This is a genomic window from Psychromicrobium xiongbiense (genome assembly GCF_030271165.1).
GTDB lineage: Bacteria > Actinomycetota > Actinomycetes > Actinomycetales > Micrococcaceae > Renibacterium > Renibacterium xiongbiense.
This window is the reverse complement of sequence record NZ_JASSZH010000001.1, coordinates 24,941-43,040: the sequence shown is the minus strand read 5'-3', so window position 1 is coordinate 43,040 and position 18,100 is coordinate 24,941. Positions and strand designations below refer to the sequence as shown.

Annotated in this window: 19 protein-coding genes; 8 read left to right on the top strand and 11 right to left on the bottom strand. The window is 65.6% G+C overall.

Going from position 1 to position 18,100, the window contains the following annotated elements; translation table 11 throughout:
- Positions 1 to 46 precede the first annotated feature (46 nt).
- The 6 genes from cmk to QQM37_RS00200 all read right to left on the bottom strand — a co-directional run bounded on the left by cmk (position 47) and on the right by QQM37_RS00200 (position 5,614).
- Entirely contained in the window at positions 47 to 808 is a 762-nt protein-coding gene (gene cmk, locus QQM37_RS00225; RefSeq protein WP_285723861.1) for a (d)CMP kinase, read from the bottom strand.
- A complete protein-coding gene (locus QQM37_RS00220; protein WP_285723859.1) occupies positions 805 to 1,932 on the bottom strand; it encodes a prephenate dehydrogenase in 1,128 nt (375 codons plus the stop codon). The genes cmk and QQM37_RS00220 overlap by 4 nt, the downstream gene beginning before the upstream one ends.
- Complete coding sequence (locus QQM37_RS00215; RefSeq protein ID WP_285723857.1) at positions 1,929 to 2,972, bottom strand: pseudouridine synthase; 1,044 nt, start codon at positions 2,970 to 2,972, stop codon at positions 1,929 to 1,931. The genes QQM37_RS00220 and QQM37_RS00215 overlap by 4 nt, the downstream gene beginning before the upstream one ends.
- A 102-nt stretch (positions 2,973 to 3,074) precedes the next feature.
- Positions 3,075 to 3,848, bottom strand: coding sequence for an SMC-Scp complex subunit ScpB (gene scpB / locus QQM37_RS00210; protein WP_420030094.1), 774 nt, complete (start codon positions 3,846 to 3,848; stop codon positions 3,075 to 3,077).
- On the bottom strand, positions 3,832 to 4,728 hold the full coding sequence (locus tag QQM37_RS00205) for a segregation and condensation protein A (protein WP_285723854.1): 897 nt from the start codon (positions 4,726 to 4,728) through the stop codon (positions 3,832 to 3,834). The genes scpB and QQM37_RS00205 overlap by 17 nt, the downstream gene beginning before the upstream one ends.
- Positions 4,729 to 4,735: 7 nt before the next feature.
- Complete coding sequence (locus QQM37_RS00200) at positions 4,736 to 5,614, bottom strand: ParA family protein (protein ID WP_285723853.1); 879 nt, start codon at positions 5,612 to 5,614, stop codon at positions 4,736 to 4,738.
- Between the two features lie 196 nt (positions 5,615 to 5,810).
- Here QQM37_RS00200 and QQM37_RS00195 point away from each other — a divergent pair, with 196 nt between their 5' ends.
- From QQM37_RS00195 to QQM37_RS00185, 3 genes are read left to right on the top strand one after another with little or no spacing between them, the layout of a single operon-like run.
- A complete protein-coding gene (locus QQM37_RS00195) occupies positions 5,811 to 6,245 on the top strand; it encodes an ABC transporter ATP-binding protein (protein ID WP_285723851.1) in 435 nt (144 codons plus the stop codon).
- Positions 6,221 to 6,772 (top strand): hypothetical protein, encoded by a 552-nt coding sequence (locus QQM37_RS00190; protein WP_285723849.1) that lies wholly within the window; start codon positions 6,221 to 6,223, stop codon positions 6,770 to 6,772. The genes QQM37_RS00195 and QQM37_RS00190 overlap by 25 nt, the downstream gene beginning before the upstream one ends.
- 59 nt (positions 6,773 to 6,831) lie before the next feature.
- The gene (locus tag QQM37_RS00185) at positions 6,832 to 6,954 is read left to right on the top strand and encodes a hypothetical protein (RefSeq protein ID WP_285723847.1); all 123 of its coding nucleotides are present in this window, start codon (positions 6,832 to 6,834) and stop codon (positions 6,952 to 6,954) included.
- Positions 6,955 to 6,976: 22 nt separating this feature from the next.
- Here QQM37_RS00185 and QQM37_RS00180 read toward each other — a convergent pair whose 3' ends face one another.
- The gene (locus QQM37_RS00180) at positions 6,977 to 8,353 is read right to left on the bottom strand and encodes a cation:dicarboxylate symporter family transporter (protein WP_285723845.1); all 1,377 of its coding nucleotides are present in this window, start codon (positions 8,351 to 8,353) and stop codon (positions 6,977 to 6,979) included.
- A gap of 172 nt (positions 8,354 to 8,525) precedes the next feature.
- Here QQM37_RS00180 and QQM37_RS00175 point away from each other — a divergent pair, with 172 nt between their 5' ends.
- Complete coding sequence (locus QQM37_RS00175; RefSeq protein ID WP_285723843.1) at positions 8,526 to 10,139, top strand: sensor histidine kinase; 1,614 nt, start codon at positions 8,526 to 8,528, stop codon at positions 10,137 to 10,139.
- Positions 10,136 to 10,834, top strand: coding sequence for a response regulator (locus QQM37_RS00170; protein ID WP_285723841.1), 699 nt, complete (start codon positions 10,136 to 10,138; stop codon positions 10,832 to 10,834). The genes QQM37_RS00175 and QQM37_RS00170 overlap by 4 nt, the downstream gene beginning before the upstream one ends.
- 34 nt (positions 10,835 to 10,868) lie before the next feature.
- Here QQM37_RS00170 and QQM37_RS00165 read toward each other — a convergent pair whose 3' ends face one another.
- From QQM37_RS00165 to QQM37_RS00155, 3 genes are all read right to left on the bottom strand, one after another.
- A complete protein-coding gene (locus QQM37_RS00165) occupies positions 10,869 to 11,513 on the bottom strand; it encodes a bifunctional 4-hydroxy-2-oxoglutarate aldolase/2-dehydro-3-deoxy-phosphogluconate aldolase (protein ID WP_285723839.1) in 645 nt (214 codons plus the stop codon).
- An 86-nt stretch (positions 11,514 to 11,599) separates the two neighbouring features.
- A complete protein-coding gene (locus tag QQM37_RS00160; protein WP_285723836.1) occupies positions 11,600 to 13,249 on the bottom strand; it encodes an N-acyl-D-amino-acid deacylase family protein in 1,650 nt (549 codons plus the stop codon).
- 34 nt (positions 13,250 to 13,283) lie between these two features.
- Positions 13,284 to 14,621: an alanine racemase gene (locus QQM37_RS00155; protein ID WP_285723834.1), complete on the bottom strand. Its 1,338-nt coding sequence runs from the start codon at positions 14,619 to 14,621 to the stop codon at positions 13,284 to 13,286.
- A gap of 169 nt (positions 14,622 to 14,790) precedes the next feature.
- On the opposite strand from QQM37_RS00155, the gene QQM37_RS00150 reads away from it, so the two are divergent.
- The 3 genes from QQM37_RS00150 to QQM37_RS00140 are packed head-to-tail and all read left to right on the top strand — an operon-like array spanning position 14,791 to position 17,011.
- Positions 14,791 to 15,828 (top strand): sugar kinase, encoded by a 1,038-nt coding sequence (locus QQM37_RS00150; RefSeq protein WP_285723832.1) that lies wholly within the window; start codon positions 14,791 to 14,793, stop codon positions 15,826 to 15,828.
- The gene (locus tag QQM37_RS00145) at positions 15,825 to 16,586 is read left to right on the top strand and encodes an IclR family transcriptional regulator (protein ID WP_285723830.1); all 762 of its coding nucleotides are present in this window, start codon (positions 15,825 to 15,827) and stop codon (positions 16,584 to 16,586) included. The genes QQM37_RS00150 and QQM37_RS00145 overlap by 4 nt, the downstream gene beginning before the upstream one ends.
- Positions 16,583 to 17,011 (top strand): RidA family protein, encoded by a 429-nt coding sequence (locus QQM37_RS00140; protein WP_285723828.1) that lies wholly within the window; start codon positions 16,583 to 16,585, stop codon positions 17,009 to 17,011. The genes QQM37_RS00145 and QQM37_RS00140 overlap by 4 nt, the downstream gene beginning before the upstream one ends.
- Here QQM37_RS00140 and QQM37_RS00135 read toward each other — a convergent pair.
- The gene (locus QQM37_RS00135; protein ID WP_285723826.1) at positions 17,008 to 18,099 is read right to left on the bottom strand and encodes an adenosine deaminase family protein; all 1,092 of its coding nucleotides are present in this window, start codon (positions 18,097 to 18,099) and stop codon (positions 17,008 to 17,010) included. The two genes, QQM37_RS00140 and QQM37_RS00135, sit on opposite strands and share 4 nt — an antisense overlap.
- Between the last annotated feature and the right edge of the window lies 1 nt (position 18,100).

Genomic DNA, 18,100 nt, shown 5'->3' with positions numbered 1-18,100 from the left:
GTCCAGACTGAGCCTGGGCTCCCGGGGAGAGTTCTTCTGACTGGTATTACTCTTGCTGGCCACGCGACCCGCCTTCCACGGTGGTCACGACGAGCCGTATCACGGCCGCCACTGTTTGTTCGAAATCCAGATCGGAGGAATCAATGGTCACCACGCCATCGGCAGCCCGGAGGAACTGTGCCACCGTCGCATCCCTCGCATCCCGCGCCAGGACCTGCTGGGCCAGCCGCTCGCTGCTCTGCGACTCCCCCGCAGAGGTCAATTGAGCACCCCGTCTGGCCAACCGGGCCTCCTCGGAGGCGGTCAGCAGCAGGCGGACCTCCGCACGAGGTGCCACCACCGTGGTGATGTCCCGCCCCTCGACGACCATCCGCCCGCGCACGGCCTCCACGGCCGCGCGTTGGCGGCGCACCAACTCGGTCCGGGCACCCAGATTGGTGGCCACTGCGGAGACCGATTCGGAGATCTGAGGATCCCGGATCTGCGCCGTGACCTCCACCGAGGCTTCGGCGGAGCCCAGACGTGCACCGGGCCCCACCCGGACCCAGGATTCATCCGGCGAGGTCGACTGACTGAACTCGAAGTCCTCGGCCGCCGATTCCACCGCACCGGCATCGTCCAGCGTGATCCCCGCGGCAACGCAGAACCAGGTCAATGCCCGGTACATGGCGCCAGTGTCCTGGTAGGCCAGGCCCAGCCGACGAGCGACCTCCCGCGCCACCGAAGACTTGCCGGAGCCGGAAGGACCGTCGATGGCGACCACCAGCGAGTGCCCCTGGCGCAGGCCCGTCACAGAAGACTGGCTCATTGCAGCACCTTCCAGCCACGCGCGGACAGCTCCTCGATCAGAGGCTCCTTCGCGGCGGGCAGCACGGACAGCTCCACCATGCCGACGTTACGGCCTGCCGAGTGATCCAGCCGCAGATCTTCCACGTTCACGCCGATCTGCCCGATTTCGGTGAGCAGCTGAGCGATCTGGCCCGGTGCGTCATCGACCAGTACCGTCATCCACGCATAGTGGCGCGCAGGGCCACCGTGCTTGCCCGGAATCCGGGCCTGCCCAGCGTTGCCTGCGCTGATCACCTTCGCCATCTCCAACCGTGCACCGGGCGCGACGGGCGCATCGAGCACGCCGATCAGCCGGGTCAGGTCCTCGTGCAGGCGGTCCAGGACCGCCACCATCGCCTCCGCATTGGCACCCATGATGGGCACCCACATGCCGGCATCGCTCGCGGCAATCCGGGTCACGTCCCGCAGCCCGTTCCCCGCCAGGGACAACGCATGCGGGGCAGCATCCTGCAATCGGGCCGCCATCAGCGAGGAAACCATCTGCGGCACATGGGACACCAATGCCACGGCGGCATCGTGCTCCCCGGGGCCGAAGGTGCTCAGCACCGAGCCCAGATCCAGCGCCAGGTTCTGCACCGTCTGGACCGCCTGCTGGGTGCTCGCCCCGGCAGCGGATTCATGCGGGCAGACCACCCAGGGCATCGCCTGAAACAACTCGCCGCGAGCACCGACGGCACCGGCTTTCGCACCACCGGCCATCGGGTGCGAGCCGACATAGCGGCTCAGATCCAGGGCCGTATCCGACTGCTGGGCCTCCAGCTCGCGCAGAATCGCTCCCTTGACACTGGCCACATCGGTGACCACGGCAGCGGGGAATCGTAGCAGGGCATCAGCCACCACTTGGGAGCAGACATCCGGCGGGGCAGCGACTACGACCAGCTCCGGCCAGACATCCGGCTGCTCGGCGAGCGGCCTGCCCGCGCCGATATCGATGGCAACGCCCAGCGCGGACGGCGAAGGGTCAGACATCAGCACCGGAATACCCCGCTGACTCAACCCCAGGCCGATGCTGGTGCCCAGCAGACCGGCACCGAAGATGACCACAGGCCCCTTGAGGCGCGTGGGCTCGAGAGTTTCGGTCACAGGCCGACCTCGGCGAGCAGATGCCCCACTTCATGGTTGCTCAGCGGGCGGATGGCACCCTGTTTGATATCGCCCAGGCGAATGGGACCCATCTGCAGACGGACGAGTCGCTCCACGGGGTAGCCCACGGCATCAAAGAGGCGGCGCACAATGCGATTCTTCCCTGAATGCAGGACGACTTCCACCAGGACATGGCCGGGCGTGGAATCGACCAGGCGGAAGGAATCCACGCTCGTCACCCCGTCTTCGAGTTCGATGCCGGCCCGCATGGCCTTGCCGATGCCCGGCTCCATGGGCCCACGGGTCTGCACCAGGTACGTCTTGGGCACCGCATACCGCGGGTGGGTCAGCCGGTTGGCCAGTTCGCCATCGTTGGTCAGCAGCAGCAGGCCTTCAGTATTGGCGTCCAGACGCCCCACGTGGAAGAGCCGCTCATGGGCGTACTTGTTCTTGAGGAAGTCGCTGATGTTCTTGCGGCCCTCGGGATCAGACATAGTGGAGACCACGCCACGCGGCTTGTTGAAGGCCAGGTAGATCATGTTGTCCTTGAGCTGCACCCGGATGCCGTCCACGGAGACCGTGACGGTTTTCGGGTCCACCCGCAGGCCCAGCTCGGTGACGATCTGACCATCGACCTCAACACGGCCCTCGGCGATCATCTCCTCGCAGACGCGGCGGGAGGCGACTCCTGCAGCTGCCAGCAGCTTCTGCAGTCGCACGCCTTCGGGGTCATGCATATCGTTCATCTGGGCCTGAGTCTGCACCTTGGATGCGTCATCGCGACGGCTCACCGGGCCCAGATTGGCACCAAAGCGCTCACGGCCAAAGGGCTGCGACTGACTCTGCTGCTTGCCCTGCGGGCGGGGCTTCCGGGCGGTATCGCGCTTAGCAGCGCCGGGACGGCCTGAGCCGGCTTTTCCAAAGCCTGACTTACCTGCACCCGCCTTGGGCTGGCCCGCCCTGGATTGGCCGGGGCGGCCGGAGGATCGGTTGGAATGGGAACGGCCCTGATGGCCTTCGGATCCGGAACGTGGGCTCATGGCATGTCCTTGCGTCGTGCAGCTTCTCAGCTGGGCGGGATAAAAATCAGGTAACTACAACTGCTGCGGTTCTCCGCTGTGGCCTGCGCCGACGGTGCCGGCTCAGGCCTGGTCAAACTGGTCCAGATCCTCCACACCAGGTAACAGCGGGGCGATCTTGGGAAGTTCTTCCACACTGGTCAGTCCGAGGCGTTCCAGGAAATACGGCGTCGTCCCATACAAAATGGCGCCACTTTCCGGATCGGTTCCCAGCTCCGTGATGAGGCCCCTCTGGTTGAGGGTACGCACCACGGAATCAACATTGACACCGCGAATCCCGGAAATCCTGGCACGGGACACGGGTTGGCGATAGGCGATGACGGCGAGGGTTTCCAGCGCGGCCTGGGTTAACCGGGCCGTCTGTCCATCCAGGACGAACCGCCCCACCCAGGGTGCAAACGCACTCCGCGAGTAGAACCGCCATCCCTCGCCTACCCGCCTCAACTCGAAGCCCCGTGGCCGGGACTCTGCCCCGGGAAGCATCAGCTCAGGAGCCACCGCCGCATCAGTGACGGTCTCCTCCGGCGTGGTTTGAGAACCTGGCCGGAAAGTCGTGGTGTCAGTCGATAGACCGCTCCCAGTATAGCGGGCTGCCGCAAAACCCACGCCGTCATAGTCGCGCTGCAGTGCCTCCAGCGCGGCCAGCACCTCGGATTCAGGTCGTTCATAGACGGCAGCGAGTTCGGCCGCCGTCACAGGTTCATCAACCACCATCAGGACGGCCTCCAGTGCAGCAGCCAGTCCACCGGGGATCTGGTCCAGAACTTCCCGCTCCGGCATCGAGGCGTCAGGTTCAGCGGTTTCCGGCGTGGATTCCGGCTCAGGAAAGCGGTTCATGGCTGGCCTCCACGGTCTCGTACTCCTCGCTCAGATTCTCTGCCTTCCATTCCTGCTGCGCGCCGGTCCAGCGCACGGTCAGCTCCCCCAACGGGCTCGCCTGCTCAAAGCTGATCACGGCGTCGCGGAACATTTCCAGCAGGGCCAGGAAACGCGCGACGACGATCAACGTGCTCTCCGCATCACCGGTCAGCGCGCGGAAAGACAGTGGCACGCCGTGACGGAGCCGAACGCCCAGGATCTCTGCCTGTTCCCGGACACTCACCGGCGGGGCGTGCAGATGCGCCAGACCCACTTCAGTGGCGGGGGCTTCCCGTGGCTGCAGGGCGGTGGCGGCCAGGGCCGCAAAGTCCTCCGGGCTCAGCCGCCAGACCAGTTCAGGCAACAGTGCGGCGAACTGAGGTTCCAGGCTGACCAGCCGCGGGTACCGCTGCCCTTCCTCCTCGAGCCGGCTGCCCAGGGCTTTGGCCGCATCCTTGAAGGCCCGGTATTGCAGTAGCCGGGCGAAGAGCAGGTCCCGCGCCTCCAGGGTGGCCAGGTCGTCATCGTCTTCCACCTCGCCTCGAGGAAGCAGGCGGGCGGCCTTGAGATCCAGCAGAGTGGCCGCGACGACCAGAAATTCGCTGGCCTGATCCAGGGCCGTCCCGGCAAGGGAGCCACCAGACCCTATCCCATCTGGCCCCGCAGTCGCCTGTTGAAGCCTGCGGATATAGCCAATGAACTCATCCGTCACGGTGGCCAGCGCCACCTCCGTGATATCCAGTTCATGCTTGCCAATCAGGCTCAGCAGCAGATCAAAAGGACCATTGAAGTTCTCCAGGCGGACCTCGAAAACCTGCGGATGGCCCGCAGGTTCCGTGCTCGGGCCCTCTGAGCTCACCTCAGAGTCAGGGCGCTCCACCACGGGCAATCAGCTCTTTGGCCAGTCGCCGGTAGGCATCGGCACCGGCATGCGAGGAGGCGAAAGACGTGATCGGCTCGGCGGCCACCGTCGCATCGGCAAATTTGATGGTGCGCTTGATCACCGTCTCGAAGACCTTGTCGCCGAAGGCTTCCACCAGGCGGGAAATCACTTCGCGGCTGTGCAGGGTCCGCGAGTCGTACATGGTAGCCAGCACGCCGTCAATCTGCAGCCGGGGATTGATCCGGTCCTGCACCTTTTCGATCGTCTCCACCAATAGCGCCACTGCACGCAGAGCGAAGAATTCGCAGATCAGCGGAATCACCACGCCATGCGCGGCGGTGAGCGCATTGACCGTCAGCAGGCCCAGGGAGGGCTGGCAGTCGATCAGGACGACGTCGTATTCGTCTTCCACCTTGCGCAGCACCCGGTCCAGGACCTGCTCACGTGCGACCTCATTGACCAGCTGAACTTCCGCAGCGGAGAGATCGATATTGGCAGGCAACAGGTCCAGATCCGGTACGGCGGTGCGCTGGATGGCGTCATGGACATCGATTTTGCGGTCCATGAGGACGTTGTACACGGTGAGATCAAGCTCGTGCGGGCTGGTACCGAGGCCTGCGGAAAGCGCCCCTTGGGGGTCAAAATCCACCAGAAGCACGCGACGACCCAGCTCAGCCAGGGCTGCCCCCAGATTGATGGTGGAGGTGGTTTTCCCCACACCACCCTTCTGGTTCACCATCGCGATCACCCGCGCCGGGCCGTGGGAGATCAAGACGGGTGGTTCGGGAAACTCGGTGACCGGACGCCCTGTGGGCCCCAGAATGGCCTCCAGGTCGATTCCTTCTGCGGTCTCGCTGCTCACCTGTCCACGCTTCCTGTTCGGCAATTTCTCGGTCCATCATCTGCACTCGGCATGGCGCCGGATCCTGCGATGTTCACCTGCTGTTTGACCTCTACGTTACCGAACGGTCACCGGGGTGCGTGGACCCTGCCCCGGAACGCCCGCGAGCCTCAAGCTTCAGGTAGAACCTGAAGCCACGCCGGGTTAGGTGGCGATCGTGGCGGCCGGGCATGGTGCTACCAATGTCAAGGAGTTGATCGACGCCGAGCTGGAGTTCTTCGGCCTCGCTGGCGAGCAGTCCTCGCTGCCCCATCGGCTCTCCTCCGGGCAACGCCGACGCATGCTGCTGGCAGCAGCCTTCGTCCGGTCCCGCTCCCTGCTGGTGTTGGACGAGCCCGGGCAACGCCTGGATACGGCCATGCGCACTCGACTGGCGGAGCGATTGCGGGCCGAAGTGAACCGGGGGCTGGCGCTGCTGGTGGTCTCGCACGATCCCGCCTTCGTCCGAACGGTGGCCACCGGGGCGATGTTCATCGCGGACGCTGTCCGCGTCATGACACCGGAGGCCGCTGCTGTGGCAATCTCCGCCGAAAACCCGCAGCGGACTAAGGGGCACCAGTGGCAGCGATGTCAGAAACCACTAGCGGCCTGAGCGCTCGGGAAATCCGCACCTACACCTTCCGCGCAGGACTGGTCCGCAGCGAGGATGGCCTGATGAAGTTGGTCTCCGAGGGCTACACCGATGTTCTGGGCACGCTCGTCCTGGTCGTCATGTCCGGCGCGCTGGTAGTCCAGTTGCGCGAGTCTCTGGGCCTGGCAGCGGAGCCGGGCTGGTCGGCATCGGCCGTGACTGCCGGCTTTCAGCACCTTGCACCCGAACAGGCAGCCGCAACGCTACTGTTGACCTTGGCCGGAGCCCTGCTGGCGGTGGAGCTCTCCTTGGGACCGATCGCCATGACGGTGCCACAGACCTCCTGGTGGCTTCCTCTTCCGGTCCACCGTCGCGGCTTCATCCAGCCCGGTTTTGTCCGCTCGCTACTGTGGCCTGCGCTGGCCGGTGCCGCCATCGCACTTGTCCTGGCTCTGGGACTGGAAGGGACCACGAGTCCGGGCCCGCCGGGGCTGGCCGCACTGTGTGCCGCCGCACTGGCGGCATTGGTGCATTCGCTGGCCGCCTGAGCACAGATCACCGGCAGCGGTGGCTGGCTGCGCCCCTGACACTGATCACACTGCTGCCGGTGCTGATCTGTCTGGTCTCCGGCGGAGTGCCGCCCGTGGCCTATCCTGCGCAGATGCTGCTCAGCCTGCTGGCCTTCTGGTGGGGCACCCGGCTGCGGCGTCGGACCACCGCAACCAGGTGACCAGCGCGAGCAACCAGCTCAGCTAAGCAGCCGCAGCAACCAGTTCATGCCCGTCAGCCTGCATGGTTGCCTCATCGAAAGGCTCCGCACCGGAGAGCACCCGATCCACCTGGGCACGATCAATTTCCCGCACCCAGGTCCCAATCAGCACCGTGGCCACAGCATTGCCGGTGAAGTTGGTCAGCGCACGGGCTTCTGACATGAAACGGTCGATGCCGACAATCACCCCGACGCCGTTGAGCAGTTCCGGCCGGTGTGCCTGCAGACCGGCGGCCAGGGTGGCCAGGCCAGCTCCGGAGACACCGGCTGCACCCTTGGAAGCGATGATCATGAACACCAGCAGCGAGATCTGCTCGCCGAAGTTCATCTCGATACCCATCGCGTTGGCCACAAACAGGGAGGCCATGGTGAGGTAGATCGCGGTGCCGTCCAGGTTGAAGGAATAGCCCGTGGGAACCGTGATGCCCACCACCGGACGTGACACGCCCAGGTGCTCCATTTTGGCGATCAACCGGGGCAGGGCGGCCTCCGAGGAGGAGGTGGAGAAGATCAGCAGGTACTCGCGGGCCAGATACTTCATGAGGGCGAAGATGTTCACCCGTGAGACGAGATACAGCACGGTGCCCAGCACCAGCACGATGAACAGGATGCAGGTGGCATAGAAGCCGAGCATCAGCACCACCATGGACTTCACGGCTTCAAAGCCGGTGGCCCCCACGACCGCCGCGATGGCGCCGAAGGCACCGATCGGGGCCAACCACATGATCATCATCAGGATCCGGAAGACCAGCGCCTGCGCGATTTTCACGGCCCGGAGAATCGGCTCCCCAGCCTTGCCCATTCGCTGCACGGCAAAACCTATCAGCAGCGCCACGAAAAGCGTGGGCAGCACCGGAATGCCGGGCGGGATGATGTCCAGAATGAAGTCATAGAGGGCATTGCCGGTTCCGCCGCTGGCAGAGGGCTTGTACGCCTGGAGTTTCAACCCGGCCCCGGGGTGCACGATGTTGCCGACCACCAGACCGATAGCCAGCGCAAACGTCGACATGACCAGGAAGTAGACCAGCGCCAGCCCACCGACTTTGCCGATGGTGGCGGCCTTGGTGATGGACCCGATACCGGTCACGATGGTGCAGAAGATCACCGGCGCGATCAGCATCTTGATCAGGTTCACGAAAATGTCGCCCAGCGGCTTGAGGTCCGTGGCGAAGTTCTTGGTCGTCTGACCCGGCGCTGCGGTGCTCTGGGCGATCAGACCGAGTGCGACGCCCAGCAGCACGGCCACGATGACGGCCAGATAGAGCCAGTGGGTCTTGTCCAGGCCCTTACGGGGTGGGCGGGCGGCCTGGACGCTGGACGGCGTTCCGCCAGCGGGTGCCTCTCCTCGTCGAGAGTTCATGGGTCCTCCGGTAGTGTGGGGGCGTTCTTCAGGGGACGCCCGCTCTGATTCCTCGAGACACTGTGCCAAAGGCCGTGACGCAGGTCACGTTTGCGGTCATATTGGTCATGGGTGATGTACCGGAACCACGGGCAGAACGGGAAACCACAACAGAACGTGAAGGGAGGAGCGGATGCGTCGCTGGAGCATTGCGGGGCGGCTGCTGGTGGGCCAGCTACTGTTCATCGTGCTGATCACCACCGTGGTGGTCGCTGCCGCCTTCGTCGACTCCCGGGACCGCGCCTATGCTCAGGCCGCCGAACAGACCATGGCCATCGCCACGACCATTGCCGCCTCCCCATCGGTGCTCGCCGCTACGTCCAGCCCGCAGCCGAGCGCGCTGCTGCAGCCGTATGCCGCCGTCGTCAACCGTGGGACGAGGGTCGACTTCGTCACGATCATGGCCCCGGACCGCACCCGGTGGACTCATCCCAATCCGGCCGAAGTCGGTAAGCCCTATATCGGTTCGGTGGACCAGGCGCTCGCCGGGAAGCCGTTCACCGAGGTCACAGTGGGAACCCTGGGTCCCTCGGTGCGCAGCATCGTCCCGATTCTGGATGCCTCCGGCACCGTCCGGGGCATGGTTGCGGTGGGAATGACGGTCAGCACCGTGGAGATCGCACTCAACGGCCGGATCCCGCTGATCGTGGGCGTAGGTCTGGGCCTGCTGCTCCTGGGCACGCTGACCGCTCTGCTGCTGGGCCGTTATCTGCGTCGGGTCACTCTGGGCTGGGGACCTGAACGTCTGGGCCAGCTGTTCAGCTATTACGAGTCGGTACTGCACTCGGTGCGCGATGGGCTGGTGCTGATGGATCAACACGGGCAACTGGTCATGTACAACGATCAGGCCGCTGATCTTCTGGGCATCCCGCGGCCTCAGGAAGGGCTCCGCCCACCGGCCCTGGACACTCTGGATGTCTCCCCAGGGCTGAAGGACCTGTTGCGCAGCGGTCGGGTGGCCCGGGATGAGATTCACCTCAACGAGGGCCGGCTGTTGGTCGTGACCCAGGAGCAGGCCACCCTGCCCGGAGCAGCCCCTGGCAAGGTGTCCGGTCGGGGCACCGTGACCACCCTTCAGGACCACACTGAGCTGGAACGGCTGGGCGACGAACTCCGCTCCACCCGGACTCTCACCGACGCCTTGCGCGCGCAGACTCACGAGCACGCCAATCAGATGCACACCATGGCCTCGCTGCTGGAACTGGGCCGGGCGGATCAGGCCCTCGCTTTTGCCACCGAAGGCCTGGCGCTCAGCCAGCAGTTGGTGGATGAGGTGATCGATGCCGATCGGGAGCCGATTCTCTCCGCACTGGTGATGGGCAAAATGGCGCAGGCCGCAGAGCGTGGCATCGAGCTGCGCGTCAGCTGGGACGCTGGGGCCTCCCTGGAAGGGCTCGGAGCTCATGCGGCGATGACGATCGTGGGCAATCTGCTCGATAATGCGCTCGATGCCGCTGCGCAAACCGCGACCAGAGAGGCGGCATCGCGCTGGGTCTCGCTGAGCCTGATCCGCGATCCGGCACAGCACACCGTCCGGCTCCAGGTCGCGGACAGCGGGCCGGGACTCGGCGGCATTGACCCGGCGGAGATCCTGCGCCGCGGTTTCAGCACCAAAGCCACCGATGCAACGGGCCGCGGGATCGGACTGGCCCTGGTGCAGCAGGCAGTCCAACGTCTGGGTGGAACACTGGAGGTCTCCGAGAACGCTGAATTCACCGTCACCCTGCCGCAGGAAGGCGCCTCATGATCCGGGTCCTGGTCGTGGAAGATGAGCCGATCATGGCGGAAGCTCATGCCCTGTACGTTCAGAGGCTGGACGGCTTTGAACTGGCTGGGTCGGTCTCAGATGGGCAATCTGCGCTGCGTTTTCTCCGCGAACACCCGGAGGCGGTCGATGTGGTGCTGCTGGATATGAATCTGCCGGACCTGCATGGTCTGGATGTGGCCAAACGGCTGCGTAGCGCGGGAAGTTCCGTGGACCTGATCGCGGTGACGGCGGTGCGCGAGCTCGCCGTGGTGCGTGGTGCCATCTCCTCCGGCATGGTGCAGTATCTGATCAAGCCCTTCAGCTATGCCACCTTCGCCGAAAAGCTGCAGAACTACCGAGATTTCCGTCGGCAACTCGGGGAGCCCTCCGCCGCCTCGGGAAGCAGAGGAACCGCCCTTGGCCAGGCCGAGCTGGACCGGGCCTTTGCCAGCCTCCGTACGCCCGTAGCCGCCCAGCTTCCCAAGGGCCTCTCCGCCCAGACGCTGGACGGCATCGAACGTTTCCTCCAGCAGCAGGACGCTCCGGTGTCCGCCCAGCAGGTCACCGACGCCCTGGGAGTGTCCCGGGTGACTGCCCGGCGGTACCTGGAGTATCTAAGTGATCGGGGCTCGGTGCGTCGGATGCCGCGCTATGGCACACCTGGGCGGCCGGAAAACGAATATCGCTGGATCTGAGCCGGGCTGGATCTGACGATCAGCCCAAACTGATTCAGCTCAGACTGGACGTGAACTCCGTGGCCCGGGCGGTGATGGTACCCCAGTCCCCCGCCGCCACCGTGGCCGGTGAGACCACCGACGTTCCGCAGGCGACGGCGAGCGCACCGGCCTGCAGATAGCTGGCCGCATTGGAGGCGTCGATGCCGCCGGAGGGCAGCAGTTGCACCTCCGGGTACGGGCCGTGCAGGTCCCTGAGGTAGGCCGGGCCCAGGTTCCGGGCCGGGAAGATCTTGACCGCACTGGAACCGAGATCCATCGCCACAGCCACTTCGCTGGGCGTCATCGCACCGAGCGTGATCGGCACCCCCGCCGCCACTGCCTCCTGCGCCACGGCTGGGCGTAACCCGGGAGTGACCAGAAACTGGGCTCCGGCGTCAATGGCGGCTTTGGCCTGCGTGGCGGTCATCACCGTGCCCACGCCCACGATGGCGCCGTGGCTGGCAACGTTCTCCGCCGCCGTCCGAATCAACTCCAGCACCCCCGGAGTGGTGAAGGTGAATTCCACGCAGTGAATACCACCGGCCACGAGTGCCCGGCAGAGTGCGGCAACATCCGGGATCGCCTCGGCACGCACCACGGCGAGGGTGCGATCGCTGGCGAGCTGGGCGAGAAAACGGTCGGTGGAATCAGAACTCATCAGATCTCCTGAGCTGGCTGGTGGTTGTGGGAATTCGTGGAAACAGCGCGTCGATCATCGGGTTGCCCGGTCACTGTACTGACCCGTCACTGGGTTGACCCGTCACTGTGGCGGCGCAGCGTCCGGCCGGCTCGCACGCCGGTGAGCCGACCGGCATCGACAGCCAGCTCTCCGTTGACGAAGACGGCCTGGATTCCGACGGAGGGTTGGCACGGTTGATCGAAGGTCGCACGATCGGCGATCTGCTCCGGGTCGAAGAGCACCAGGTCTGCCGCATACCCCTCCCGGACCAACCCGCGCCCGGCCAGCCGGAGCCGCGCGGCCGGTCGACCGGTCAGGTGGTGCACCATCTCCTCCAGGCTCAGCAACCCCAACTCGCGGCTGTAGTGGCCCAGAAATCTCGGGAAGGTCCCCCAGGCGCGGGGGTGGGGCTTGCTGCCCACCAGAATGCCATCGCTGCCCCCGGTATGCGTGCGGTGCTTTATGATCTGGCGGACGTTCTCCTCATGGCCCACATGCTGCAGAATGCCGGTGGCCAGGCCGTCCCGGATCAACAGATCGACAAAGACCTCAAAGGCTTCGCGCTCCTCCTGCTGTGCGATCTGCTCCACGGTCTGGCCCACGTATCCGGCCAGCTCCGGCCTCTGGACGCCGCTGATCTCCACGGTCTGCCATTCGGCCACGACCCCGTGGCAGCCGTCCGAGCCGTAGATCTCCACGGCCTCGCGAATGGCCGCCCGGGTGGGCGGATCGGTGAGGCGGGCCAGCGTGTCCTCCGGGCTTCCTGCAGTGGCCCAACTGGGTAGCAGGGCGGAAAGCGTCGTCGCACCGGGCAGGTAGGGGTAGCTGTCCAGGCTCACGTCCAGGCCGGCACCGAGCGCCTGGTCGATCAGGGCCAGAAGCTCGGCCGCGCGCCCCTTGTTCTCCGCAAAATTCATCGTGGCGTGGGTGAGGTGCAGAGGGCAGCCGGTCTGCTGAGCGAGCGCGATCATCTCCGCATAGGCCGCAAGCGCACCCTTACCGTAGGAGCGGTGATGCGGAGCGTAGAAGCCGCCCAGCTCGGCGACCACGCTGCACAGGGCGGCCAACTCGGCATCGTCGGCATACATGCCGGGCGTGTAGGTCAGGCCGGAGGACAGACCCACCGCGCCCTGCTCCATCGACTCCCGCACGACCTCCCGCATCCGGCACAACTGCTCCGGGGAGGCGGCACTGTCATCGAAACCCACGACCAGGGCGCGGACCGTCCCCTGAGGCACCAGATAGGCGGCATTCGTGGCGATGGCTGAGCGGTCCAGTCGGTCCAGGTACTCACCCACGCTGCGCCAGTCGAACGTGAAATCAGCGTCCACCGGGTTGGTGTTCCAGCCCGCGATCTTCTGACGGATTGCTGCCAGAGTCGGCTCGTCCACCGGCGCATAGGAGAGCCCGTCCTGGCCCAGGAGCTCCGTGGTGACTCCCTGGCTGAGCTTGGCCTCATGGTCAGGATTGAGCAGCAGGCTCAGGTCGGAGTGGGCATGCATATCAATGAACCCCGGGGAGAGCACCAGACCCGAGGCGTCGATGTGGTGGTGGCCCGATTCTGCTGAGACCGCGGCGAGCAGCGAGCCCGGGGGTGCAATGCGCTGAATGCGCTCGCCCCTCAGCAGAACGTCCGCCTGGTACCCCGGGGCGCCGCTACCATCGATCACGGTCGCATTGCTCAGCAGGGTGTCGCTGCTCAAGAGGGTGGTCATGGGTTTCTGCATATGCTTCTTCGCAACCACCGGTTCAGAAGAAAGTGCGGATCAGGTCAACGACCTGCCCGGAATCCACCTGGTCCAGCACCGGGATCAGCTGCCATTTATCGAACGCCGTGCAGGGGTGCGAGAGGCCCAGCCGGACCACCTCGCCGATGCGCAGGTCATCGGTCCCGGCATCGAACCGCAGGTAGCAGTGCTGGTCATTGATCGCGACGATGCTCGCCGCCTGGCCCGCACCGCCGAGCGGGCGCAGCGGCGCCCCCAGTTCGGCGGCCACTCCCTGTGGCACCGGCAGTCCTTCATCGAAGGGCAGGTCCCGCTTGCCGGCATCAAGAATCGCCAGCCCTGGCTCCGGCAGGGACACTACCCGGGCCCAACCGTGCATCCCCGCGACGAGTGGCTGCTCCCCCGGCGTCCGGGAAAACGGGGAAATCTGCTCGTAGAAGCCGTTGTCGTGCACCAGATAGGCGCCGCTGCGCAGCACCACTGAAGTCTGGTCACCTGCCGAATCCTCACCAGCCAGATCGGCCAGTTCCTCCACGACGAGATCGAAGTAAGCGCTGCCACCTGCGGTGACGATCACCTCCCCGGGCGCGTACGCCCCTGCCTGGGTCAGTTCGGTGTGCAGGGCACGAAGGCTGATCAGATAGCTGCGCACCGCGGCCAGGGCTGAAGCCTCGGCAGTATGGGCCAGTGAGCCTTCGTAGCCGCTCACGCCCCGCAGGGACAGGTGCTCGGAATGAACGACGGCGTCCGCGACCTCTCGCGCCGCCTCCGGGGTGCGCGCCCCGGTACGTCCGCCGGGCGCGCCCAGTTCCACGAGGACGTCAAGGCTCAGCCCGGTTCCGGCCAGCACGGCGTCGATGCGCTGGACCGTCTGGATATTGTCCACCCAGGACACGATGCGGGTTCCGGCAGCGGCCTGTTCCGCAGCCCAGCGGATGGCGATCGGATCGGTCAGCGAGTTGGCCACCATCACGGTGCCGACGCCAAAGTGCACAGCCACCCGCAGCTGGGCGAGATTCGCCACCGTCACACCCCAGGCGCCCCGGTCCAGTTGCCTCGCCCAGAGCTGGGGTGCCATCGTGGTTTTTCCGTGCGGGGCCAGCTTCACAGCGTGACGCTCGCACCAGGCGGCGAAGTGTTCAATATTGGCGCTGAGTGCACTCTCGTCCAGCGTCAGCAGAGGAGTCTGCAGATCGGCCAGCCGGGGGCCGGTGGCCAGAAACTCAGCAATACTGAGGCCCTCGGCCGCGGGAGGCAACGATTTCAGCCGCCAGTCGAGAATCGCCCCGGGCACGGAAGAACTGCCCACTGTCGAGTCGGCGATTCCGCGCACCGCCTTCAGATCGATGGCCTGGCCCATCCGTGCACTCCTTGGAATCTCCGCTGCAGATCGTTGCGTTGCATAATACGCAATGCAGATTGCAGAATTGTGTGACTTATGTCTAACATGAGCGAGAAATCGGCGTCAAGGCGCCTCCCACCACTGCAGCGCCCGGATCACCTCGGGGCGCAACGCCAAAGGAGCCAGTATGCAGAAGGCCGTCTGCCTGGGTGAGACCATGGCCGTCCTGAGTCCCCCACCCGGCGAGTCCCTGCGATACACCCATGAACTGCGCTACGGCATCGGCGGCGCTGAATCCAATGTGGCACTCGGCCTGGCTGCGCTGGGCATCCCGAGCAGCTGGATCAGCCGCGTGGGCAATGACAGTTTTGGCCGACGCATCCTCGATTCGCTGGGCAGCCAGGGTGTGGAGGTGGCCGCGGTACAGCTCGATCCAGAACGCCAGACCGGGGTGTACGTGAAGGCCTCCTCGAAGAATCCTGGCGACAGTGAGCTGCTGTATTACCGGGCAGGCTCGGCCGCCTCGGCCATGAGCGGGGAGTTCCTGGAGGACCGCGCAGTGGCACAGCGTCTGGACGAGGCGGGACTGATTCATTTCAGCGGTATCACGGCGGCGCTCTCGCCCAGCTGCCTGGAGCTGTGCCACCGACTACTGGCCAGACCGCGCCGGGACCAGCTGATCAGCTTCGATCTCAACTGGCGCCCGGCCCTGTGGCGCGATGGCGATCCCACAGTGCTGCGCACGCTGGCCAATCTCGCCGATATCGTCCTTTTGGGCGCCGATGAAGCGTTGCTTGCCTTCGGCACCCGCGACGAAGCCGAACTCCGCGCGCTGCTCCCCACCCCGGGCACCCTGGTGATCAAGAACGACGCCCACACCGCCATCTCGCTGCGCCGAGCGGACAAGACCCAGCCCGAAGATACGGCACCCCGCGAAGAGGTGGCGGCACTGACCGTGGAGATCGCTGAGCCCATCGGAGCCGGTGATTCCTTCGCGGCCGGTTATCTCAGTGGTGTGTTGTTGGGTCTGGACGAACGCTCCTGCCTGCGACGAGGGCATCTGGCGGCGGCCTGCACTCTCACGGTTCATGCCGACCGAGGCCAGCTTCCCGAGGAGAGCGCGCTGGCCGTGCTGCTCGGTTGTACCGAGGAGGAGTGGAACGCGACGACGGTCACCGAGGAGCGAATCGACTCCCCCGTGCTCGACGGCGGCTATCTCCGGTGAGCCAGAGCCTGCTGCGAGCGCTGGACCTCCTGGCCCAGCTGGCCGAGCGCCCCGCCACGCTCGATGAGCTGGCCTCCCAGGTGGAGGTCCATAAGACGACGGTGATGCGGCTGCTGCACGATTTGGAGGACCGACGGTTCGTGGTCCGGGATGCTCATCAGCGCTACCAGCTCGGTTCGGCGTTCTTCAGGCTGTCCGGTCAGGCTCTGGAACAACGTGACCTTCGGGCTGTGGCCAGGCCGCACCTCGCTGCGCTCAACGAGTCGACCGGGCACACCATCCATCTGGCTGCCCGGGAGGGCTCTGAGGTGGTGTACATCGACAAATTCGAATCCCACCACCCGGTGCGGATGTACTCGCGGATCGGGCTGACCGCTTCGCAGCATTCCGCCGCGGTGGCCAAGGTGATCCTGGCCGATCTGCCGCAGGCCCGGCGCGCCGCCATCGCCGAGGGCCTGGACTACGTCAGGGCGACGGAGAACACCCTGGACTCCCCCGCTGCCCTGCTGGCCGAGCTCGAAGTGGTGGCCCGCCAGGGCTGGGCCCACGATGACAGCGAACATGAGCCCCTGGTGCATTGCATCGCAGCCCCGATCCGCGGGGCCACTGGATCGGTGGTCGCCGCAGCATCCATTTCGGTCCCGACCATGCTTCTTGATACTCCGGGGCTTCTGGCACTTGTGCCGGAGCTCCAGTCCACCACCGAGGCGATTTCCTTCGACCTTGGATACCAACCACAGAAAGGTTCCCACCCATGAGCTCTCAGAAGGCAGAAGGCACCACACAGAAGACCGTCGTCCTGACCGAGAACGCCCCCGCACCGGCCCATGTCTTTTCCCAGGGCATCCAGAAGGGCGGCTTGTTCCAGGTCTCAGGCCAGGGGCCGATGGACCCGAGCACCAACCAGTACATCGGCGCGGGCGATGTCCGCGAACAGACCCGCCGCACCCTGGAGAACGTCAAAGCGATCCTCGAGGCAGGCGCCTCCTCGGTGGAGGACGTGATCATGTTCCGGGTCTACCTGACCACCCGGGATGACTTCGCTGCGATGAACGAGGTGTATGGAGAGTTCATCACGGAGAATGTTCCTTCCGGTGCGCTGCCCAGCCGCACCACCGTCTTCGTGGATCTTCCGCACGAGGTCATGCTGGTGGAAATCGACGCGCTGGCTGTTACGGCTTAGGACGCCACCTCGGCCCTGGCATCGAACAGATCCGATTCCAGGGCCTCCAGCTCGGCCAGGAAGCGACGGCGCAGGCTCTCTTTGCCTTCCTCCGGCAACCAGCAGGCGTCCACGCCGTTGAGCGCGATCTGCCGCATGGTCTCCCGCGGCAGGCCGAGGTCGAAGGCGGCAATCCGGTATTCGGTGGCCAGTGTGGTCGGGAACATTCCGGGATCGTCAGAGGCGAGGACCACCTTCAGCCCGGCCTCGATCATGGCCCTGATCGAGGCACGCCGCCACGGCCGCCAGGAGCGCCGCGAGGTCGTGAAGATCCCGGTGAAGGTGACCTGCTGCTCGCGCAGTCGGGCCACCACGGCATCATCCTCCAGCACAAAATACCCGTGATCGATCCGGTCGCAGCCCAGAACGTCCAGGCAGGTGATGGTGTTCGTCGCCAGCGGTGCGTGCTCCGAGGAGTGTGCCGTCCGCCGGAGCCCGTGACGCCCGGCCAGCTGGTAGGCGGCCGCAAAGCGCTCCGGCGGGCCGGAGGTCTCCAGATTGTCCAGACCGATCCCGACGACGTCCGGGTGCGGGTTGTCGATCAGGTTCTGCACCAGGGTGGTGGCATGTTCGCCGGAATTGCTCCGGTCGATGCCGGCAATGAGCAGACCGGTCATGCCGAAGTCCCGCTCGGCCCGGCGGATGCCCTCGGCCATGGCCTCCACATAGCCGTTGTAGCCCAGCGCAGTCAGGCTGGGCGGCAGTTCATCAAAGAACAGCTCCAGATGGCGGGTGGCGCTGGCATGGGCATCTTCGAAGGCCTCATAGGTGATCCGGGTGACGTCCTCCGCGGAGCGCAGGCACTCGAGCACCCATTCGGAGGCCTGGAACAGCGAGTAGGACACCGCTGGCTCATCCACGCCGGGCCCCTGCGGAACCGGAATCCGGGTGTTGAGGTACAGCGCTGGGTCCGGGGGGCGCGAGTTGATATTGGCGAAAATCTCCCGCGGTTCGGCGGGCAGCTCCAGGCCCTCCCGCGCCACCAGTTCGGCAAAGGTCTCTGCCCGGACGGTGCCCGTCAGGTGGACATGCAGATCAGTCTTGGGCATG